Raw genomic sequence first — 19487 nt, 5'->3', positions numbered from 1 at the left:
CCGACATGCCGGGTGACGAACGGGGCGGAACGCGGGGGAGAGCGGGCCGCTCCGTGAGAAGATCGAGATCATGATTGGACTGCCTGGCTCAGGCCGCCCGGGCGCTCACGATGCCCGCGCGACGGCCACCGACTCCTCCGTGACGTCCTTCGCACGGCCGGGGCTGCTCGGCCATGCCGCTGTCGTGGAGAGGACGGGTGCGGTCGAGTGCTGAGCATGCCGAAAGCCCACGACGACGCCGTCCCCGCCGTCTCCGGAGGCGCGCAGTCCTTAACGCCCGGCGACCACCACCCCCTGCATGCGCCGGACCCCCTGACCGGCTCCTCGCCGGGCGACCTCCCCGCGCCGCACGGCTCCGGTTCCTCGTCCGGTGAGCTTGCCGCGCCGCACCTGCCGGGCTCGTCGCCCGGCGACGAACGCGCCGCCCACCCGCCGGACGCGTCGCCCGGCCCCTCCCGGTTGCCCAGCCGCCTGGCCGCCAGGGCGAACGCCCACCGTCCCGGTCCCTCCGGCGCCGCCGCGGAGCCTGAGGACCGTGCTCTCCGCCCGGCAGGCGGGCAGGACGGCGGCGCCCCGAGGATGACGGGCACGCCTGGAGACGGCGCCCCTCGGAGGTCCGGGGCGCGGGCGACCGGTCCGGACGGCTCCGGGGCGTCCGGGGCCCGGATGAGCGGCCGGGATGACCCTCGTACGTCCGAGCCGCGGGAGACCGAGCAGGGCGGCGCCGACGCCGGGGCGGCCGAGCCGCGGGCGGGCAGCGTCGGCCGGATCCCCGGGCTCCGGCCGCGCCGCAGGCCCGGTGACGGCGGCGAGGTGGCCGGTGCCGACGTCGACTTCGTGGACGGGCTGGCCGCGCCGACCCGCCGCACGGTCGTGGCCTGGCTGACCGAGAAGCCGTCCAAGGCGACCCGGCAGGCCAGGCTGCAGGTGCTGGCCGCGTTCCTGCGCTGGCTCCAGGACGCCGAGCCCGCACTCGACCCGCTCGCGGCCACCGGCGCCCACCTCGACGCCTACTGCAACGGCGCGCTCAGCGGCACGCTGACCGTCGGCGTGCGCACCCCGGGCAGGCCGCTGTCGCCGGCCACCGTGTCCAGGAAGCGGGCGATGCTGTCGGCGTTCTACACGTTCGCCTGGCAGAGGGGCGCCGTGCGGCCGGGCCCCATCCCCGCGCTGACCCCCGGCGACCGGCGGCTGCTGCGCAAGGGCGTCGCCCGGCTGGCCGCCGAGGGCAAGCCGGCCGAGGCCGCCGCGGTCGCGCTGCTCGACGCCACCGGCGCGCCGGTCTCCTCGCTGGCCGGGATCACCCTGCAGGACCTGCGGGCGGTGACCGCCGGCGAACCCGCCATCGTCACCGTCCCCGACGGCCGCGGCGACCTCGTGGCCTTCCCGGTCCCGCCGGTGGCCAGGCCCCTGCTGCGCACGCTGTCGTCGTCCAGGACCCCCGGAGAGCCGCTCATCAGGCAGCAGGACGGGCACCCCGTGGACGTCCAGTGGGTCAAGGCGGCGCTCACCGAGGCCGCCCTCGCCGGCGGCATCCCGCGCCGCCGGGCCGAGGCGCTCGACCCCTACATGATGCAGGCGCCGACGGTCTCCGACCTGCTCCGCACCCACGCCCCCCGCTGACCCGCCCCGGCGGCCGTCCTGACCGCCGTGGAGGTCCTCCTCCCAGGTGGCCTCCGCGCACAGGATCCCGGCCGCCTCGTGCGGTTCGGCGTTGCGCACGTCGTACCAGGCCCGCGACGGAGGCGGCACGAGCCGTTCGGGCTCGGTGCCGATCGCGTGTACCTACTAGTATGTCCAGCATGGACACCAGGGAACGGCTCATCGAGAGCACCCGCGAGCTGCTGTGGGAGCGCGGCTACGTCGGCACCAGCCCCAAGGCGATCCAGCAGCGGTCCGGAGCCGGGCAGGGCAGCATGTACCACCACTTCAGCGGCAAGCCCGACCTCGCCCTGGCCGCCATCGACCGCAGCGCCGCGGAGCTGCGGCGGCGGGCCGAGGCCGCGTTCACCGGGCCGGGCGGCGCGGTCGAACGCGTCGCCGCCTACCTGCGCCGCGAGCGCGACGCGCTCAAGGGCTGTCCCGTCGGCCGGCTCACCCAGGACCCCGACGTGATGGCCGACCCCGGGCTGCGGCGGCCGGTCGAGGAGACGTTCGCCTGGCTCACCGGACGCATCGCCGAGCTGCTCGAAGAGGGCCGCGCCGCGGGCGAGCTGGACCCCGCGCTGGACCCCAGGGCCACGGCCACCGCGCTCGTCGCGACGCTCCAGGGCGGGTACGTGCTGGCCCGCGCCGCGGGCGACGCCGAGGTGTTGGCCACCGCCGTCGAAGGCGCGCTCAGCATGCTCACCCGATAGCCCGCATCAGGAAGGGAGACGATCGTGCCGTTCGTCCGCATCGACGCGATCCGCGCCGCCCCCGAGCGGCTTGACGCGCTGGGCCGCGCCGTCCACGACGCCATGATCGAGACCATCGGCATCCCGCACGACGACCTGTTCCAGGTGCTGACCTCGCACGACGGCGCTCGCAGCATGATGCGGTACGGCACGTTCCCCGGCCTGCGCCGCACCGACGACGTCGTGTTCATCGCGATCACCTTCCGCGCGGGCCGTACGCCCGAGCAGAAGAAGGCCATGTACCGGCGCATCGCCGAGCTCGCCCGCGAATACGCGGGCACCGAGCCGCGCGACGTCTTCATCTCGGTGACCGAGAACGCCTCGATCGACTGGTCCTTCGGGGACGGCGTCGCCCACTACGTCCGCTGAACGCTCCGCTCCCTGGCGCGCGGCCTGCTCGCGCGGTTCCCGCTCGCTGAAAATTCTGTGATCTTCGCAGTGGAGGGCTGTTCCCCCTTTACATGGGGGAATGCGATATGTCTACATAGAGTCTGGTGATCACTGAAAATTCGGTCGGGCGGCCGGGCGGTGTGCCGGACCCGCGTGAAGGGGGCGCGTGAACGGCGCGAACACGGCGGCCGCCAGGCGCCATAGGGCGGCGGGAACCGGGCTGGTGGGACCAGCAGGCCCCGCTGGAAGAGACCGCGTTGTGGCATCACGAGCAGGCCGCGACGCTCATCCGCACGTACGCGACGCACTTCGTGCCGGATCCGCTGCGCACGCCGGAGTACGAGCAGGCCGTGCAGCGCGCCGTGCGGTTCCCGGCGCCGCCCGGCGAGGTGACGCGGGCGAAGGCCGAGAACCTGCGCCGCCGTCAGGAGAGCCGGCGGGCCCGCCTGTGGGCGGTCATCGAGGAGACGGTGCTGCGGCGCCCGCCCGGCGGCCGCCGGATCAGCAGGTCATCGCGTTCCACCGCTTCGGCGGCGAGGAGTCCGGCGACCTGCGCGAGCACGAGCGGTACGGGTTGCTGCTCGACCAGATCGCCGGCATGGCGCGCACCCCGGCCGAATTCGCGCTCGTGCTCGCCGCCATCCGCGACCACCTCCGAGAAGGGACATGATGGTGAGTTCCCCCTTAGAAGTCGACGCCTCCAAGCCGTCCTCGGCGCGCATCTACGACTACCTCCTGGGCGGCTGTGACCACTACGCGGTCGACCGGGAGGCGGCCAAGACGTTCATGCTGGCCGTGCCGAACGCGCGCAACTCCGCCCGCGCGACGCGCGGGTTCGTGCTGCGCGCCACCCGGGCGATGGCCGAGATGGGCATCCGCCAGTTCATCGACATCGGCTGCGGCATCCCCATCTACCCGAACGTGCACGACATCGCGCGCAGGGTGGTGCCGGACGCGCGGGTCGCGTACGTGGACAACGACCCGATCGTGCTGGCGAAGGGCCGCGCGCTGCGGGACGAGCCGGGCGTGGTCACCGTGGAGGGCGACCTGCGCAAGCCGGCCGAGATCTTCGCGAACCCCGAGGTGACCGGGCTGCTCGACCTGGACCGGCCGATCGGGGTGCTGACCATCGCGGTGTGGCACTTCCTGCCCGAGGACGACGTCTACGACCATCAGGCGCGGATCCGGCAGGCGCTCGCCCCCGGCTCCTGCCTGGCGTTATCCCACGCCTGCGTGGACCACGTGTCGCAGGAGGAGGTGGAGGGCGGGCAGGCCGTGTACCGGCAGACCACGAACCCGCTGCGGGCGCGCACCCGCGAGGAGATCGCCGGCCTGTTCGAGGGCTTCGAGCTGATCGAGCCGGGCCTGGTGCCGTTGAGCGAGTGGCGGCCGCGCACGGACGACCCCTACCCGGAGCGGTCGCTGGAGGCGCTGGCCGGCGTCGGGGTGCTGCCCGCCCGCTGACGGCTACTGGCGGTGGGTGACGTCGCTGCGGTAGTCGGTGTACGTGTACGGGTTGTCGAGCACCTTCGTCGTAGGGATGTCCGGGTTCATGCCCTTCTCCCAGGCCTCCTCGCCCAGCTCGCCGCGCAGGTACTCGACGGTCCTGTCCACCTGGGCGTGGGCGGCGGCGAGGTCGATGCCGACCAGGCGGTGCTCGTGCTTGACCACCCGCCCGTTGACCAGCACTGTGTGCACGTCGCCGCGCTGCGCCTGGAACACCACGTGCCCGAACGGGTTGAGCAGCGGGAACGACACCGGCGAGTGATCGTTCTTGATGAGCACGATGTCGGCCTTCTTGCCCGGCTCGACGGTGCCGAGATCGTCGCGGCCGATGGCGTCGGCGCCGCCGCGGGTGGCCCAGTGCACCACCTGGTCGGCGCGGAGCGCGGCGTGCGTGACGGTCTCGCCCTTGGCGTGGGCCTCCAGGTGCTCGCGTGACCGGTCGGCGCCGAGCGTGGCGCGCATGGCGGAGAACAGGTCGCCGCTCCACCACACGCTGGTGTCCATCGACAGCGAGACCGGGATGCCGTGCCTGCGGATCGCCCAGGTGGGCGGGTAGCCCTGGCCGGCGCTCTGCTCGCTTTCGGTGGAGACCGAGATGGAGCCGCCGGTGGCCGCGATGCGGTGGTAGGAGTCGGCCGACAGCGAGGCGGCGTGGACGTAGACGGTGCCGGGGGTCATGAAGCCGTGCTCGTACATGAGCCGGATGCCCTCGTCGCTGGTGGCGCCCCACACGCCGGCGTGCGTGGTGACGTTCACGCCGAGGTCGCGGGCCACCTCGAAGGCCGGCTTCTCGGGGAACGACGGGTCGCCCGTCACGTCGAAAGCGATCTGGAAGCCGAGCATGTCGTCGCCGGTGATGCGGCGGCGCACGAAGTCGCGGAACTCGGGCGCGGTGGTCCACTCGGCGGGCGGTGCCTGGATGTTGCCGTACGCGAGCACGTACCGGCCGGGCACCGCCTGCAGCGCGTCCACGGCGGCGTCGGCGTGGTCGGGCGTGCGCAGGCCGTGTGACCAGTCGACGACGGTGGTGACGCCGGCGTCCAGCGCCTCGATGGCGGCCAGGGTGTTGCCCGCGTGCACGTCCTCGGGGCGGAACAGCTTGCCGTACTCCAGGTAGTACCAGACGAAGTACTGGGTGAGCGTCCAGTCGGCGCCGTAGCCGCGCATCGCGGTCTGCCACATGTGCCGGTGGGTGTCGATCATGCCGGGCATGACGATGCCGCCCGATGCGTCGATCTCGGCCGTGCCCTCGGGCACCTCGAGCCGGGGGCCGACGGCGGCGATCGTGTCGCCGGTGACCAGCACGTCCGTCTCGGTCAGCACCCGACTGCCGTCCATCGGCAGCACGGTGCCGTTGCGCAGCACCAGCGGCCGCCCGGCCTCGAACTCTCTCATCGTCGGAACTCCTCACGGCACGGAAGGCGGAAGCACGGCAGGCCGCCTGCGCGAACACATGTCCGCACAACGGTCATGTCTGTGCCGGTAACTCTACGAGCGCATCACGTGCTGTCAAGGGTGTCCTCTGCGCTGTGGCCTGAGCGCGGGGTGGTGTGCCAGAATCCGTTTACGGACATGTGTCCGCTGAACGAACGTTTGAGAGAACGAAGGGAAGGCCGGATGACACGAGACGCCGCAGAGCACGGACCGGCGGGGGGCGGGCCGCTGTCCGGCGTCCTGGTGGCCGACTTCTCCCGGATCCTGGCGGGTCCGTACGCCACGATGCTCCTCGCGGACCTGGGCGCCGACGTCATCAAGGTCGAGAGCCCGAACGGCGACGACACCCGCGGCTGGATGCCGCCCACGCGCGGCGAGGTGTCCACCTATTACCTCGGCGTCAACCGGGGCAAGCGCTCGATCGCGCTCGACCTGCGCGACGAGGGGGACGCCGCCGCGGCCAGGGAACTGGCCAGGCGCGCCGACGTGCTCATCGAGAACTTCCGCCCCGGCGGCCTGGCCAAGTACGGGCTCGACTACGACGCCGTCAAGGCCGCCAACCCCGGCATCGTCTACGCCTCCATCAGCGGGTTCGGCTCCGGCAAGGGCGCCCGCGTACCCGGCTACGACCTCATGGTGCAGGCCATCTCCGGGCTCATGAGCCTCACCGGCGACCCCGACGGGCCGCCGTACCGGGCCGGCATCTCCGTCTTCGACGTGATGGCCGGCAACCACGCCGTCATCGGCATCCTCGCCGCGCTGCGGCACCGCGACGCCACGGGGCGCGGGCAGCACGTCGAGATCAACCTGCTGTCCTCGGCGCTGACCGGGCTGGTCAACCACAGCTCCGCGTACGTGGCGGGCGGGGTCATCCCGTACCGCATGGGCAACGCGCACCCCAGCGTGTTCCCGTACGAGCCGCTGCCCACCGCCGACGACGACCTCATCGTCACCGCCGCCAACGACGGCCAGTTCCGCAAGCTGTGCGAGGTGCTCGGCATCCCCGAGATCGCCGACGACCCGCGCTTCGCCCGCAACGCCGACCGCACCGCCAACCGCGACGTGCTGCGCCCGATCCTCGTCGAGCGGCTGCGCACCCGCGGCGCCGTCGAGTGGTTCGAGCTGCTGGTCGAGGCCGGCGTGCCGAGCGGGCCGATCCAGACCATCGACGGCGGCTTCGCCATGGCCGAGCGGTTCGGCCTCGACCCGATCGTGGAGGCCGGCGAGGGCGAGCGCGCGGTGCCGACCACGCGGCATCCCATCCGGTTCTCGGAGACGCCCGTCAGCTACACGTTGCCGCCACCGGAGCTGGACGAGCACGGCGCGGAGCTGCGCACATGGCTGGCCACCAGCGACGAGGCGGACGAGGAGGGGGAGCGGGCATGAGCGGGCGCGAGTACCCCACGGCGCTCGGAGCGTCGTCCCTGGAGAAGATCACGCTGCTCGGGCAGGACCTCGCGAACGACGTCATGGGCGAGGTGGGCTTCGGCGAGCTGGCCTTCTGGCTGGCCACCCAGCGCCGCCCGTCACCCGGCGAGGTGCGCGTCTTCGAGGCCGTGCTGGCCGCGCTGGCCGACCACGGGTTCACGCCGACCGCGATCGTGACGCGGCTGACGTACCTGTCGGCGCCCGACTCCGTCCAGGGAGCGCTGGCGGCGGGCCTGCTCGGCGGCGGCTCGCGCTTCCTCGGCGTCACCGAGGACTGCGGGCGCTTCCTCGACGACGTGCTGCGCGAGCACGGCGACCCGCTGCCCGCCGACGACGCCGGCTGGGACGAGCTCGCCCTGCGCACCGTGCGCACGTTCCGCGAACAGCGCAAGCTCATCCCCGGGCTCGGCCACCACGTGCATAAGGAAGGCGACCCGCGCACACCCCGGCTGTTCGAGATCGCCGCCGAGGAAGGACTCTACGGCCCCCACCTGTCGCTGTTCGCCGCGATCGGCCGCGTGCACCCCCAGGTGCTCGGCCGCACGCTGCCGCTCAACGGCGCCGGGGTGTGCGGGGCCGCGCTCGCCGACCTCGGCCTGCCGCTGGAGCTGCTGCGCGCGTTCGCCCTGCTGGCCAGGACCGCGGGGCTCATCGGGCAGCTCGCGGAGGAGCTGCGCAACCCCGTCGCCAACGACATCTTCCTGTCGGTGGACCTCAACAACCGGCCGATCGATCCCCAGCCCTACGGAGGTTTGCATGGCTGAACTCGTCGCGGTCATCGCATCCACGCACCACCCGTTCTATTACCGCGCCTCCACCTCCACCGGGGAGGACCGGCCGCCGTTCGCCGACGAGTGGGTCCGCAAGGTCGAGGCCTTCCGCGAGACCCTGACCAGGGCGAACCCCGACGTCCTCGTCATGGTCGGCTCCGACCACTTCCACCAGTTCTGGCTCGACAACATGCCGCAGTTCCTCGTCGGCAAGGCGCCCTTCTACGACGCCAACTGGTACAACGAGGAACGCGAGTTCGGCCTGCCCCGCATGTTCTTCACCGGCCAGGAGGACCTGTCGGCCCACATCCTGCGCGGCGGCATCGACATGGGCTTCGACCTCGCCTTCTCCAACGAGCTGCGGATCGACCACTCCATCACATGCCCGATCATCACCCTGCGCCCGCAGAACGACCTGCCGATCGTGCCCGTCTACACCAACATCTTCGCCCCGCCGCTGCCGCAGCCGAAACGCTTCATCCAGCTCGGCCGGGCCATCCGCGAGCTGGTCGAGTCGTGGCCCGGCGACCAGCGGGTGGCGGTCATCGGCACCGGGCACCTGTCGCTGGAGCTGGGCGGCCCCCGCCAGTTCGGGCCGCACGGCCCCGACCCCGAGTTCGACCGCAAGGCCGTCGAGTGGATCTCCACCGGCGACATCGAGGGCTGCCTGTCGGAGGTCACCCTCGACAGCCTGTGGAACCCCGGCAACGCCACCCACGGCTTCATGGACTTCATGCTGATGATGGGCGTCGCCGGCGAGGGCGCCAAGGCCGACTACGTGGACACCTACGACCTGTTCCACACCATGGAGGCGTACTTCACCTGGTACCCCAAGGGAGGCGGGCGCGCATGAGCAAGTACCTGCTGAACAAGTTCCTCTTCACCGTCGACCGCGATCCCGAGCTGGTCGAGCGCTACCGCGAGCAGCCGCGCGCGACCGTCGAGTGGTGGGAGGCCGAGTACTCCAACCGCCTGCTCAACTGCCACTCCGGCGAGGCGTCCACCTGGCTGCGCTTCGACGACGTCGAACGCGAGGCGCTGGCCACCCACGACTACGGCAGGCTGTTCGAGCTGGGCGCCCATCCGTTCCTCACGCTGACGCTGTTCATCGCGATGTTCGAGCGCGACTATCCCGAGCCGCTGGGCTTCCAGCACGAGTACGCCCGCCGGCTGTCGCACCACAGGCTGCCGTATCCGGACATCGCCACGTGATGCGGGCCGCGCAGATCGACACGTGCGGCCGCCCGCCGCGCCCGGCCGACCGGCCCGCCCCCGAGCCGGGGGAGTCCGAACGGCTGGTGCGCGTGCTCGCCGCCCCGATCACGCCGCTCGACCTGCTGTGCGCCGGCGGCGCCTCCTACTTCGGGGTGCCCGCCACGCCGTACGTGCCGGGCGTGCAGGGCGTCGGGACGGTGGACGGGCGGCTGGTGTGGTTCCCCACCTCGGCCGGGATGGCGCCGGGCGACGGCAGCATGGCGGAGCTGGCGTGCGTGCCCGCCGGCGATCTCGTCGAGCTGCCCACCGGCGCCGATCCCGTCGCCGTCGCCGCGCTCGGACTGTCGGCGGTGGCCGCGCACCAGGCGCTCATCTGGCGCGGCGAGCTGGCTCCTGGCGAGCAGGTGCTGGTGCTGGGCGCGGGCGGCGTCGTCGGGCAGGCGGCCGTGCAGCTCGCCCGTGTCGCCGGGGCGCGCCGGGTCGTCGCCGCGACCCGCTCGTCCGCCGGGTGCGAGCGCGCCGCGCGGGCCGGTGCGGACGCCGTCGTCCGGCTGGACACCGAGGACGTGGCCGAGCTGGCCGAGCGCCTGGCCGGCGCCTGCGACGGGCCGCTCGACCTGGTGCTCGACCCGCTCTTCGGCGCCCCCGCCGCCGCGGCGGCCCGCGTGCTGCGGCCGCACGGCCGGTTGGTCAACCTCGGCGCCTCCGCCGGTGAGACCGCGCCGTTCGACTCCTCCACCCTGCGCAGCCGCTCCCTGCGCGTGCTCGGCTACACCAACACCGAGCTGACCCGCGCGCAGCGGGCCGAGGTCATGGCGACGGTGGCCGGGCTCGCGGTCTCGGGCCGGCTGCACGTGGACCACGAGGCGGTCCCCCTGGAGGACGTCGCCTCCGCCTGGGAGCGCCAGGGCACCGGCATCGCCCCCGGCCGCCTCGTGCTCACCCCGCCCTGACCCGCCGGGGACGCTCCCGCAGGTGTCAGGGGGTGAGGGTGGCGTGGGGGACGGTGTCGTAGGCGGCCCAGTCGGCGCTGATCGCGCCGGCCGTCTTGAGCAGCAGCGGAAGGTACTCCTCGACCAGCCGTTCGACCGAGGTCTCGGCGGCGTTGACGTTGACGTTGATGGCGGCGATCACGTTGCCGAGCCCGTCGCGCAGCGGCGCGGCCACGCTGCGGATGCCGAGCGCCAGCTCCTCGTCCGTCAGCGCCCACCCCCTGGCCCTGACCTCGCGCAGCGCCGCCTCGCGCTCGGCCACGCCGGGACGCCAGCGCGGCTCGACCCCGGAGCGGCTGGGCTCGGCCAGCACGCGATCGACCTCCTCGGGCGGCAGCGCGGCGAGCAGCACCTTGCCGAGCGACGTCTGCAAGGCGGGGAACCGGGTGCCGATCTGCACCGACAGTGTGACGATCTTGGGGACGGAGACGCGGGCGACGTACACGATGTCGGACCCGTCGAGCTGGGCGATGGACGACGACTCGTGCGTCCGCTCCACCAGCCGCTCCATGTGCGGCCGCGCCACCTCCCACAGCCCCATCGACCGCACGTACGACACGCCGAGCTCCAGCACGCGCGGCGTCAGCGCGTAGCCGCGCGGCTCGCTGCGGGCGTAGCCCAGCTCCTGGAGGGTGAGCAGGATGCGGCGGGCGGTGGGCCGTGCGAGCCCGGCGGCGGTGGCCACTTCCGTGAGCGACATGACCGGCCGGCCCGGCTGGAAGACCTTGATGACGTCGAGGCCGCGTGCGAGCGCCTCGATGAAGTCGGGGCCGGTGTCAGCACGTGCCATGGATACGCCTCCCTGCGTCGGGGTCCCGCAGGACCCGACTCTAGACCTTCGCGGCCGGATGTCCGCACAGCGGCGGCCGAGGAGAGCATAGCGGTGCCGTCTCAACCGCGCTTACAGGGTCAAGGGTACGGGTGAAGTGATGCAGGCGTTGCCAAGCGATCGTTCTACGGACGGTTGTCCGTCAGGGTGGGCGCGCCGGGCAGCAGGGGATGGGCGGCTTCGGCCCGCAGGCCGTCGAGGAAGAACGACAGGCAGCGCCGCCAGGTGTCCGGCGCGGTGTCCATCGACTCGCGGATGACCTGCGACATCGCCCAGATCAGGGTGACCAGGTCGGGCATGCCGAAGTCGGCGCGCAGCCTGCCCGCCTCCTTGGCCCGCGCGACGATCCGCTCCGCGTCGAGGAAGCCCTGCTTGCAGACGTCGAGCACGTCGGTGGCGAGCGTGAACCCCCGGGTCAGCGCGTCGTTGAGTCCGTGGTCCTGCGACTGCAGCGTGAAGAGCCCCTCGAGGAACGTCACGAACCCGTCCCACGGGTCGGGGTCGGCGAGCGCGGCCTCGGTGATCCGTTCGAGCGCGGCCAGCCGGCCGGGCAGGACCGCCGCGAGCAGCGCCTCGCGGGTGGGGAAGTGGTTGTAGAGGGTGCCGATGCTGACCCCGGCGCGGCGGGCGATGTGTTCGAGCGGGGCGTCGAGGCCGCGGTCGGCGAAGATCTCGGTGGCCGCGAGGAGGAGCTTGTCGCGGTTGCGCGCGGCATCCGACCGCAGCGGCTTGGGTCCGGCTGCCATGCTCCTCATCATACGAATCTGAGGAGACCCTCAAGTTTGTGGTACGGTCGCGGGCAAGAACTTGAGATAACCCTCAACTTTGCCTCGGGAGGATTCGCCATGCCCCCACGCAAGACCGCCGTCATCGTCGGAGCAGGCCCTGGACTCGGCATGTCCATGGCCCGCCGCTTCGGCGCCGAGGGCTACGCCGTCGCCCTGATCTCCCGCTCGCCCGAGCGCCACCCCGGCTACGTCGCCGAGCTGGCCGCCGCGGGCGTCGAAGCGGCCGGGTTCGCCGCCGACGTCCACGACCGCGAGCGCGTGCTCGCCGCCCTCGACGAGATCACCGTCCGCTTCGGCCCGGTCGGACTGCTCTACTACGGCCCCGGCGCCGCCGACGTGACCGCGATGCCCGAGCCGATCACCCAGACCACCTCCGGCGACGTCAGGAAGGCGATGGGCGTGGTGTACGCGGCCGTCGACGTCGTGGGCCACGTCCTGCCCGGCATGGTGGACAGGGGCGAGGGCGGGCTGCTGTTCGCCAGCGGGCTCGGCGCCGTCCTGCCGATGCCGCCGCTCGGCGCGCTCGCACCCGCCGCGGCGGCGCTGCGCACGTACGCGCTGACCCTCCACGCCGCCCTGGCCGGGCAGGGCGTCTACGCCGGCAGCCTGACGATCGGCGGGCTGATCGAGGGCGGCGACATCCACCGGTACATCGCCGCCGACCCGGCCCGCCTCGCCGCGCTGGGTGCCAAGACACTCGACCCGGACGCCATCGCCGGCACCGCCTGGGACATGGTCACCAGGCGCGACCGCGCGGAGGAGACGTTCAGCGCCCTGTGACGGACCCGGCAAGGTACGGCGGAACCCGGCGTTCCGCGCGGGCCGGACAGGGGTAGGCATGAGGGGAGATGTGACCATCGGGGGAGGTCACGATGGGGGATGAGAGTGATCGTGCTATCAGCGGGCTGCCGTTCGAGGTGCTGGATCCTGCACCGGTCAGTGTGGCGGTGACGCGCGGGGCCGATCACCGGCTCCTCTACACCAACAAGGCCTACCGCGAGCAGCTCGGCGACCGCCCGATCGGGTCGCCGCTGCACGCGTCGTTCGCCGACGGGCACCGCGTGCGCTACCGCGAGCTGTTCGACCAGGTGTACGCCACCGGCGAGCCCGTCGTGCTCACCGCCGCCCCGGCCAGCACCGCGGAGCCGGACCGGTACTTCACCTCCAGCCTGTCGCGGGTGTCGTTCGGCGGCGGCGAGTACGGCGTGCTGGTCGTCGCGGTGGAGGTCACCGACCAGATCACGGCCGCCCGGCAGGTGGAGGCGCTGGCCGAGGAGCGCAGCCACATCCTGCGCCGCTACCAGAGCCTCATGCGGGTCAGCGCCGAGATCTTCTGGGTGGCCGGGCCCACGGGCGAGGTGATCGAGCGCAGCCCGAGCTGGGAGCGGGTGACCGGCCAGCCGTGGGAGGAGTACAAGGGGCGGGGCTGGCTGACGATGGTGCACCCCGACGACCGGGAGGCGACGATGGCCTCGTGGGCGGAGGCCGTCGGCAGGATGGAGGTCTGGGAGTACGCCTACCGGCTGCGCACCGTCGACGGCACCTACCGGCACTACGCGGTCAAGGGCGTGCCGATCAAGGAGCACGGCGAGCTGGTGGAGTGGGTCGGCACCTGCACCGACATCGAGCAGCAGTGGCAGGAACAGCGCAGCCAGCAGCTGCTCGACCGCGCCGCCGCCGCCACGGCCGAGCGGACCAACCTGGAGGAGATGCTCGGCGCGGTCGCCAACGTCATCGTGCCGGAGCTGGCCGACGGCTGCGGCGTCCACCTCGTCACCGACCTCACCGGCGAGCAGCGCAGCGGGGCGCCGTTCGTGGTCGAGCGGGTCGCCACGGCCGCGCGGCCCGGCCTGCCCCGCCTGCCTTCGTACGGCGAGGAGCGGCTGCCGCCCGACAACTGGGTCGTGCTGGCCGCGCGGCGGCGCCGCCCGATGTCGAAGCGGTTCCCGCCCGGCTGCCCGCCGGCGGGCGTGGCGCCGTCGTGGTCGCAGCAGTGGATGGTGGCGAACAAGGCGAACAGCATCGTCGTGCTGCCCGTCGTGGTGGACGGCGCGGTGCCCGTCGTCGTGACGTTGATGACCTGCGGCGATCGCCCGCCGATCAGCAGGGCCGACGTCGCCCTGCTGAGCCGCATGTTCGACCACGCGCACGACGCGCTGAGCGGCGCCATGCGCTTTCAGCGCACGCAGCAGATCGCGCTGGCCCTGCAGCACAGCCTGCTCGCCGAGCCGCCCAAGCTTGCGGACCTGCGCATCGAGGCCCGCTACCGGGCCAGCCCGTCGGCGGCCGAGGTGGGCGGCGACTGGTACGACTCGTTCATCCTGCCCGACGGCGTCCCCGTCATGGCCATCGGCGACGTCGCGGGCCACGACCTCGGCGCGGCCGTCGCGATGAGCCAGATCCGCAACATGCTGCGGGCCCTCGCCATGGACCGGTGCGAGCCGCCGGGCGAGATCCTCAACAGGCTCAACATCGCGATGGGCTCGCTGTCGTCGGACGTCACCGCGACGTGCGTGCTGGCCAGGATCGAGGAGTACGGCGGCCGCTACCGGCTGAACTACGCGGTCGCGGGACACCCGCCGCCGCTGCTGGTCACCGCGGACGGCGTGGGCCGCTTCCTGGAGAGCTGCGTCAACCCGCTGCTCGGCTTCCCGAACGAGGACGGCTGCCGCTCCAGCATCGAGCCGCTTCCGTCCGGCTCCACGGTGCTGTTCTACACCGACGGGCTCATCGAGCGGCCCGGCGAGAACATCGACGACGGCCTCGAACGGCTGCGCCGCCTGGCCTGCTCGCTCGCCCGCTGCTCTCTGGAGCGCTTCTGCGACCAGGTGCTGAGCAGCCTGCCGACGACCGGGCTCGACGACATCGCGGTCATCGCGCTGCGCCTGCCGCCCGCGTCCGACACCGACGGCGACTAGTACCGGCTGAGCCGGGGGACGCTCTCCACCAGCCGCCGCGTGTACGGGTGCGACGGCGCGCCCAGCACGTCGGCGGCGGCCCCGCGCTCGGCGATCCTGCCCCGCTCGATGACCGCGATCTCCTGGCACAGCGCGGCCACCACCGCGAGGTCGTGCGAGACCATCACCACGGTCAGGTCGCGCGCGGCGCTGAGCTCCTTCAGCAGCTCGACCACCCGCACCCGGGTCGAGACGTCCAGCGCGCTGACCGGCTCGTCGGCCAGCAGCACCCGCGGCTCGCACACGATGGCCCTGGCGATCGCGATGCGCTGCCGCTGCCCGCCGGAGAACTCATGCGGGTAGCGCTCGGCCGCGTCGGCGGGCAGGCCCACCGAGCGCAGTGCCTCGGCCACCCGGTCACCGATCTCGTCGCGCGGGCAGGCGCGCAGCGCCCGCAGCGGCTCGGAGACGATCCTGTGGATCCGCTGGCGCGGGTCGAGCGACGAGTACGGGTCCTGGAACACCGGCTGCACCGCCCGCCGGAACTCCCGGTCCCGCGCGGACGTCACCGGCCTGCCGTCGAACAGCACCTGCCCCGACGTCGGCCTGGCCAGCCCGAGCAGCAGCCGCAGCAGCGTCGTCTTGCCCGCGCCCGACTCGCCGACGATGGCCAGGTTACGGCCGCGCGTCACCTCGACCGACACGCCGGACAGCACCTCGGCCCCGCCCCGGTAGGCGAAGCCGACCTCGCGCGCCTCCATGATCGTCATGGCGCCATCCGATCCAGCTCGGCCTCCAGCTCCCTGGCGCTGTCCACCAGAGACCGCGTGTAGGGGTGGCGTGGCTCGCGCACAATGTCCCGCGTCCTTCCCGACTCCACCGCGGAGCCCTCCTTCAGCACGATCAGCCGGTCCGCCACGCCCGCGACCACCGCCAGGTCGTGCCCGATGAACAGCAGCGCCATGTCCCTGGCCGCGATCAGCCGGTCGAGCAGCGCCAGCACCTCGGCCTGCACGGTGACGTCCAGCGCCGTGGTCGGCTCGTCGGCGATCAGCAGCGCGGGCTCGCAGGCCAGCGCCATCGCGATCGCCGCCCGCTGCCGCTGCCCGCCGGAGATCTCGTGCGGGTACGCCCGCGCGACGCGTTCCGGCAGCGAGACCTCGTCGAGCGCGGCCAGCACCGCCGAGCGCAGTGCCGCGCCGCGCAGCCCGCGCCGCCGCCTGATCGGCCCGGCGACCTGCCTGCCGATGCGCATCAGCGGGTCCAGCGCGGTCAGCGGCTCCTGGAAGACGACCGAGGCGGCCCGGCCGCGCAGCCGGTCGAGCCGCCTGCCCGGCGCGCCGACGACCTGCGTGCCCGACAGCAGCACGCTGCCGTGCGCGGTCAGGCCGGGCGGCAGCAGGCCGAGCACGGCGAGCGCGGTCAGCGACTTGCCGGAGCCGGACTCGCCGATCAGGCCGAGCCGCTCGCCGGGCCCGAGAGCGAACGACAGGCCGTGGATCAGCTCGTGGCCGTCGTCGCGGCGTACCGACAGGTTCTCCACCGACAGCAGCTCGCTCACCGGGACCTCCCTCCGCCGAGGCCGCGCAGCCCGTCGGCCACCAGGTTCGTCCCGATGACCAGCACGACCAGCAGCAGGCCCGGCGCGATCGCGCCGACCGGGGCGGTGAGCACCGTGGCCTGCGCCTCCTGCAGCAGCCGGCCCCACGAGGCGTTCGGCGGCGGCGGGCCGAGCCCCAGGTACGACAGCGACGCCTCGGCCAGCACCGCGAGGCCGAGCTGGAGGGCGAGGTTGACCATGAGCGTCGGCCAGATGTTCGGCAGCACGTGCTCGGCGATGATCCGCGGCCACGAGCCGCCCGAGGTGCGGGCCGCGGCGATGTAGTCCTGCGCCAGCACCCGCTTGACCAGCACCCGCGTCAGCCTGGCCACCACCGCCGACATGGCGAGCCCGATGGCGAGGATCGCCGAGCCCAGCGACGCCTCCCGCACCGCCACCACCAGCATGGCGAGCAGCAGCGTCGGGAAGGCGATGAGCGCGTCGAGCACCGCGGCCAGCGCGTCGTCGAGCCAGCGGGTGGCGAACCCGGCCGCGAGGCCCGCCGCCACCCCGAGCAACCCGCCGAGCAGCACCGACCCGGCACCGGCCGCGAGCGCGATGCGGGCGCCGATCATGAGCTGGGTGAGCAGGTCGCGGCCCAGCTTGTCGGTGCCCAGCAGGTGCGCGCCGCCCGGCGGCGCCAGCCGCCCGCCCGAGGTGTCGGCCGGATCGTACGGCAGCCAGACCAGCGACACCGCCGCCACGAGCACCACGAAACCGACCAGCACGCAGCCCGTCACGAACGACTTCATGAGCGCCCCAGCCTGGTCCGCAGCCGCGGGTCCACCAGCCGCTGCACCACGTCGGCGGCGAACCCGATCACCAGCACCGCGAGCGTGCTGACCGCGAGCACGCCCTGGATCACCGGATAGTCGTGCTCGGCGATGCCCTTGACCAGCATGGTGCCGAGGCCGGGCAGCGCGAACACGCTCTCCACCACCACCGCGCCGAGGAACGTGGTCGCGAGCTCGATGCCGAGGATCGAGATGACCGGCACCGAGGCGTTGCGCAGGCCGTGCCGCCACATCGCCCCGGCGAACGACTCGCCCATGGCCCGCGCCGTGCGCAGATAGTCGGCGGTCAGCACGTCGAGCGTGGCCGAGCGGACGTACCGGATCAAAGACGCCGACATCACCAGCGCGATCGTCACGACCGGCAGCGCCAGCGAGGTCAGCGCGCGCCCCGGCTCGGCCCAGTCCTGCCGGGGGAAGCCGCCCGCCGGCAGCAGCCGCAGTTTCAGCGCGAACACCGTCACAAGCAGCATCCCGATCCAGAACACCGGCACCGCGATGCCGAGCTGGGACAGGCCGCTGAGCAGCGCGCCGTACCAGCGGTGCGCTCGGTACGCGGCCAGGAACCCGACCGGCAGCGCCACCAGCACCGCCAGCGCGAACGCGAGCAGCGTCAGCGGCACGGTGACCGCCAGCCGGCCGGCGATCTCCTCGCCGACCGGCAGCTTGCTGATGTAGGAGGTGCCGAGGTCGAGCCTGACCAGGTCGCCCAGCCAGGCCGCGTACTGCCGCGGCAGCGGCAGGTCCGAGCCGACCTCGTGGCGCGCCGCCGCGATCTGCTCGGGCGTCGCGCCCATCGGCAGCAGCGCGTTGGCCGGATCGCCCGGCAGCAACCGCAGCAGCACGAACAGCAGCGACGCCGCGAGCAGCAAGGAGGCCAGCAGGAACGCGGTACGGCGCAGCAGGTAGCGCCCCATCAGCCCTTCTTGATCCCGTAGGCGTAGAACTGCGAGTTCAGGCCGTTGACCGGGTAGCCCGACAGGTCGGACGAGGCCACCACGATCTGCGGGTACAGGTAGAGCCAGTCGCTCGCGGCGTCCTCGGCGATCTTCCTGTTGGCCTTCTTCAGCAGCTCGGTCTGCTCGGCCTCGGTACGCGCCTGCTCGGCCTCCTCGATCCACTGGGAGACCTGCGGGTCGTCGTAACCCCAGTAGAAGTCGGGGTTGCCGTACCAGACCACGTCACGGTCGTTGACGTGCTCCTGCAGGGTGGCGGCGAAGTCGTGGTTCTTGTACACCTTCGTGTACCACTCGTCGGCGGTGATCACGTTGATGTCCACGGTGATCCCGACCTTGGCCAGCTCGCTCTTGATGAACGTGGCGGCCGTCGGGTGGGGGTCGTAGTTGGGGGTGTCCAGCGTGAAGCGGAAGCCCTTGGCGTACCCGGCGGCGGCCAGCTCGCGCTTGGCGGCCTCGGGGTCGTAGGTGTCGAGCGAGGTGAGGTCCTCGTACCACGGGTCGGTGGGCGGCACCATCGAGCCGATCAGCGTGCCGTGCCCGGCCCACACCGACTCCAGCAGCTTGGCGTCGTCGATGGCCGCCGCGACCGCCTTGCGCACCTGCGGCTTGTCGAACGGCGCCTTGCGGTCGTTGAACGCGAGCAGCAGCTTCGTCGTCGACTTGCCCTCGCTGACCTTGTAGTCGGGGTTGTTGTCGAACTGCGCGAGCGCGTCCGGGCTCTGCTCGCTGGTCACGATGTCCACGGCGCCGGTCAGCAGCGCGTTGTTCAGCGCCGATGCGTCGGTGAAGTAGTGGAACACCACGCCACCGTTGGCCGGCTTGGGGCCCCAGTAGCCGGGGAACGGCTCCAGGCTGAGCGTCGAGCCGCGCTTCCACGACCCCAGCTTGTACGGTCCCGTGCCGTCCGCGCTCGTCGCCAGGTCCTTGGCGTCGGCGTTGACCACCCAGACGTAGCTGAGGTTGTAGATCAGCGAGATCGAGCGGTGCTTCAGCTTCACCACGACCGTGCCGTCGTCGGGCGCCTCGACCGACTTGATGACCTCGAGGTTGCTCTTGCGGGCCGACTGGGAGTCCTTCGCCGTCACCCGCTCGATGCTGCGCTTGACGTCATCGGCGGTCAGCGCCTTGCCCGAGTGGAACGTCACGCCCTTGCGCAGCGTGAACGTGTAGGTCAGGCCGTCGTCGGAGACCGTGTGGCTCTCGGCCAGCAGCGGCTCCACCTTGCCCTCGTCGGTCAGCCGGAACAGGCCCTCGTACACGTTGCCGTTGAACGCCTCGGTGATCCCCTGGCCGCCGCCGGCGGTATTGTCGAGGTTCTGCGGCTCGTAGAGCGAACCGATCTCGATCGTGGCCGGCGCGGCCGGGGCGCCGCTGGGCGACGCGTCCTCCGGGCCGGAGCCGCACGCGGCGAGTGCGAGGGCCAGTGCGACCGCGACGCCGGCGAACTTCCTGTTCAACGTAAACTCCACCATTGCTTACCAAATTAGTAGGT

Annotated in this window: 20 protein-coding genes and 1 pseudogene; 13 read left to right on the top strand and 8 right to left on the bottom strand. The window is 72.6% G+C overall.

Going from position 1 to position 19487, the window contains the following annotated elements:
• Window positions 1–216: 216 nt before the first annotated feature.
• The 6 genes and pseudogenes from ACGFIM_RS04565 (at window position 217) to ACGFIM_RS04540 (ending at window position 4250) form a co-directional block, all read left to right on the top strand.
• On the top strand, window positions 217–1623 hold the full coding sequence (locus tag ACGFIM_RS04565; RefSeq protein ID WP_393194517.1) for a hypothetical protein: 1407 nt from the start codon (window positions 217–219) through the stop codon (window positions 1621–1623).
• 179 nt (window positions 1624–1802) lie between these two features.
• Window positions 1803–2357, top strand: a complete 555-nt coding sequence (locus tag ACGFIM_RS04560) for a TetR/AcrR family transcriptional regulator (RefSeq protein WP_393194514.1) — start codon at window positions 1803–1805, stop codon at window positions 2355–2357.
• Window positions 2358–2381: 24 nt separating this feature from the next.
• Window positions 2382–2765: a tautomerase family protein gene (locus tag ACGFIM_RS04555; protein ID WP_393194511.1), complete on the top strand. Its 384-nt coding sequence runs from the start codon at window positions 2382–2384 to the stop codon at window positions 2763–2765.
• A gap of 332 nt (window positions 2766–3097) precedes the next feature.
• Window positions 3098–3235: pseudogene (locus ACGFIM_RS04550) on the top strand (hypothetical protein); the annotation flags it as partial.
• On the top strand, window positions 3235–3456 hold the full coding sequence (locus ACGFIM_RS04545; protein ID WP_393199757.1) for a hypothetical protein: 222 nt from the start codon (window positions 3235–3237) through the stop codon (window positions 3454–3456). The pseudogene ACGFIM_RS04550 and the gene ACGFIM_RS04545, both read left to right, overlap by 1 nt.
• Window positions 3453–4250: an SAM-dependent methyltransferase gene (locus ACGFIM_RS04540; RefSeq protein WP_393194508.1), complete on the top strand. Its 798-nt coding sequence runs from the start codon at window positions 3453–3455 to the stop codon at window positions 4248–4250. Before ACGFIM_RS04545 ends, ACGFIM_RS04540 begins: the two co-directional genes overlap by 4 nt.
• A gap of 3 nt (window positions 4251–4253) precedes the next feature.
• Here the strand turns inward: ACGFIM_RS04540 and ACGFIM_RS04535 are convergent, their stop codons facing one another.
• On the bottom strand, window positions 4254–5687 hold the full coding sequence (locus ACGFIM_RS04535; protein WP_393194505.1) for an amidohydrolase family protein: 1434 nt from the start codon (window positions 5685–5687) through the stop codon (window positions 4254–4256).
• Between the two features lie 222 nt (window positions 5688–5909).
• Here ACGFIM_RS04535 and ACGFIM_RS04530 point away from each other — a divergent pair, with 222 nt between their 5' ends.
• The 5 genes from ACGFIM_RS04530 to ACGFIM_RS04510 are packed head-to-tail and all read left to right on the top strand — an operon-like array spanning window position 5910 to window position 10092.
• Window positions 5910–7112, top strand: coding sequence for a CaiB/BaiF CoA transferase family protein (locus ACGFIM_RS04530; protein ID WP_393194502.1), 1203 nt, complete (start codon window positions 5910–5912; stop codon window positions 7110–7112).
• The gene (locus ACGFIM_RS04525) at window positions 7109–7918 is read left to right on the top strand and encodes a citryl-CoA lyase (RefSeq protein ID WP_393194499.1); all 810 of its coding nucleotides are present in this window, start codon (window positions 7109–7111) and stop codon (window positions 7916–7918) included. Before ACGFIM_RS04530 ends, ACGFIM_RS04525 begins: the two co-directional genes overlap by 4 nt.
• A complete protein-coding gene (locus tag ACGFIM_RS04520; protein WP_393194496.1) occupies window positions 7911–8777 on the top strand; it encodes an extradiol ring-cleavage dioxygenase in 867 nt (288 codons plus the stop codon). The genes ACGFIM_RS04525 and ACGFIM_RS04520 overlap by 8 nt, the downstream gene beginning before the upstream one ends.
• Window positions 8774–9136, top strand: a complete 363-nt coding sequence (locus ACGFIM_RS04515) for a hypothetical protein (RefSeq protein WP_393194493.1) — start codon at window positions 8774–8776, stop codon at window positions 9134–9136. The genes ACGFIM_RS04520 and ACGFIM_RS04515 overlap by 4 nt, the downstream gene beginning before the upstream one ends.
• Window positions 9136–10092 (top strand): zinc-binding alcohol dehydrogenase family protein, encoded by a 957-nt coding sequence (locus tag ACGFIM_RS04510; protein ID WP_393194490.1) that lies wholly within the window; start codon window positions 9136–9138, stop codon window positions 10090–10092. Before ACGFIM_RS04515 ends, ACGFIM_RS04510 begins: the two co-directional genes overlap by 1 nt.
• Window positions 10093–10117: 25 nt before the next feature.
• Here ACGFIM_RS04510 and ACGFIM_RS04505 read toward each other — a convergent pair whose 3' ends face one another.
• The gene (locus ACGFIM_RS04505; protein WP_393194487.1) at window positions 10118–10921 is read right to left on the bottom strand and encodes an IclR family transcriptional regulator C-terminal domain-containing protein; all 804 of its coding nucleotides are present in this window, start codon (window positions 10919–10921) and stop codon (window positions 10118–10120) included.
• A gap of 164 nt (window positions 10922–11085) precedes the next feature.
• Window positions 11086–11706 carry a TetR/AcrR family transcriptional regulator gene (locus ACGFIM_RS04500; protein ID WP_393194484.1) on the bottom strand — a complete coding sequence of 207 codons (621 nt, stop codon included), beginning with the start codon at window positions 11704–11706 and terminating at the stop codon, window positions 11086–11088.
• Between the two features lie 99 nt (window positions 11707–11805).
• On the opposite strand from ACGFIM_RS04500, the gene ACGFIM_RS04495 reads away from it, so the two are divergent.
• The gene (locus ACGFIM_RS04495) at window positions 11806–12528 is read left to right on the top strand and encodes an SDR family NAD(P)-dependent oxidoreductase (protein WP_393194481.1); all 723 of its coding nucleotides are present in this window, start codon (window positions 11806–11808) and stop codon (window positions 12526–12528) included.
• 92 nt (window positions 12529–12620) lie between these two features.
• Complete coding sequence (locus ACGFIM_RS04490; protein ID WP_393194478.1) at window positions 12621–14666, top strand: SpoIIE family protein phosphatase; 2046 nt, start codon at window positions 12621–12623, stop codon at window positions 14664–14666.
• Here the strand turns inward: ACGFIM_RS04490 and ACGFIM_RS04485 are convergent.
• From ACGFIM_RS04485 to ACGFIM_RS04465, 5 genes are read right to left on the bottom strand one after another with little or no spacing between them, the layout of a single operon-like run.
• Window positions 14663–15415: an ABC transporter ATP-binding protein gene (locus tag ACGFIM_RS04485; protein WP_393194475.1), complete on the bottom strand. Its 753-nt coding sequence runs from the start codon at window positions 15413–15415 to the stop codon at window positions 14663–14665. The genes ACGFIM_RS04490 and ACGFIM_RS04485 overlap by 4 nt on opposite strands.
• Window positions 15412–16206, bottom strand: coding sequence for an ABC transporter ATP-binding protein (locus ACGFIM_RS04480; RefSeq protein WP_393194472.1), 795 nt, complete (start codon window positions 16204–16206; stop codon window positions 15412–15414). The genes ACGFIM_RS04485 and ACGFIM_RS04480 overlap by 4 nt, the downstream gene beginning before the upstream one ends.
• A complete protein-coding gene (locus ACGFIM_RS04475; RefSeq protein WP_393194469.1) occupies window positions 16203–16997 on the bottom strand; it encodes an ABC transporter permease in 795 nt (264 codons plus the stop codon). The genes ACGFIM_RS04480 and ACGFIM_RS04475 overlap by 4 nt, the downstream gene beginning before the upstream one ends.
• Complete coding sequence (locus tag ACGFIM_RS04470; protein WP_393194466.1) at window positions 16994–17953, bottom strand: ABC transporter permease; 960 nt, start codon at window positions 17951–17953, stop codon at window positions 16994–16996. Before ACGFIM_RS04470 ends, ACGFIM_RS04475 begins: the two co-directional genes overlap by 4 nt.
• Window positions 17953–19452 (bottom strand): ABC transporter substrate-binding protein, encoded by a 1500-nt coding sequence (locus ACGFIM_RS04465; RefSeq protein ID WP_393194463.1) that lies wholly within the window; start codon window positions 19450–19452, stop codon window positions 17953–17955. Before ACGFIM_RS04465 ends, ACGFIM_RS04470 begins: the two co-directional genes overlap by 1 nt.
• Window positions 19453–19487 lie beyond the last annotated feature (35 nt).

The sequence above is a fragment of the Nonomuraea sp. NPDC049309 genome (genome assembly GCF_043196965.1).
Lineage (GTDB): Bacteria > Actinomycetota > Actinomycetes > Streptosporangiales > Streptosporangiaceae > Nonomuraea > Nonomuraea fastidiosa.
This window is presented reverse-complemented; position numbering and strand designations above follow the sequence as displayed.

Bases quoted from the DNA above. Each gene is read 5' to 3' on its own strand.
- ACGFIM_RS04565 (WP_393194517.1), top strand. From the start codon at position 217: ATGCCGAAAGCCCACGACGACGCCGTCCCCGCCGTCTCCGGAGGCGCG.
- ACGFIM_RS04560 (WP_393194514.1), top strand. From the start codon at position 1,803: ATGGACACCAGGGAACGGCTCATCGAGAGCACCCGCGAGCTGCTGTGG.
- ACGFIM_RS04540 (WP_393194508.1), top strand. From the start codon at position 3,453: ATGATGGTGAGTTCCCCCTTAGAAGTCGACGCCTCCAAGCCGTCCTCG.
- ACGFIM_RS04535 (WP_393194505.1), bottom strand. From the start codon at position 5,687: ATGAGAGAGTTCGAGGCCGGGCGGCCGCTGGTGCTGCGCAACGGCACC.
- ACGFIM_RS04530 (WP_393194502.1), top strand. From the start codon at position 5,910: ATGACACGAGACGCCGCAGAGCACGGACCGGCGGGGGGCGGGCCGCTG.
- ACGFIM_RS04525 (WP_393194499.1), top strand. From the start codon at position 7,109: ATGAGCGGGCGCGAGTACCCCACGGCGCTCGGAGCGTCGTCCCTGGAG.
- ACGFIM_RS04520 (WP_393194496.1), top strand. From the start codon at position 7,911: ATGGCTGAACTCGTCGCGGTCATCGCATCCACGCACCACCCGTTCTAT.
- ACGFIM_RS04515 (WP_393194493.1), top strand. From the start codon at position 8,774: ATGAGCAAGTACCTGCTGAACAAGTTCCTCTTCACCGTCGACCGCGAT.
- ACGFIM_RS04510 (WP_393194490.1), top strand. From the start codon at position 9,136: ATGCGGGCCGCGCAGATCGACACGTGCGGCCGCCCGCCGCGCCCGGCC.
- ACGFIM_RS04505 (WP_393194487.1), bottom strand. From the start codon at position 10,921: ATGGCACGTGCTGACACCGGCCCCGACTTCATCGAGGCGCTCGCACGC.
- ACGFIM_RS04500 (WP_393194484.1), bottom strand. From the start codon at position 11,706: ATGGCAGCCGGACCCAAGCCGCTGCGGTCGGATGCCGCGCGCAACCGC.
- ACGFIM_RS04495 (WP_393194481.1), top strand. From the start codon at position 11,806: ATGCCCCCACGCAAGACCGCCGTCATCGTCGGAGCAGGCCCTGGACTC.
- ACGFIM_RS04490 (WP_393194478.1), top strand. From the start codon at position 12,621: ATGGGGGATGAGAGTGATCGTGCTATCAGCGGGCTGCCGTTCGAGGTG.
- ACGFIM_RS04485 (WP_393194475.1), bottom strand. From the start codon at position 15,415: ATGACGATCATGGAGGCGCGCGAGGTCGGCTTCGCCTACCGGGGCGGG.
- ACGFIM_RS04475 (WP_393194469.1), bottom strand. From the start codon at position 16,997: ATGAAGTCGTTCGTGACGGGCTGCGTGCTGGTCGGTTTCGTGGTGCTC.
- ACGFIM_RS04470 (WP_393194466.1), bottom strand. From the start codon at position 17,953: ATGGGGCGCTACCTGCTGCGCCGTACCGCGTTCCTGCTGGCCTCCTTG.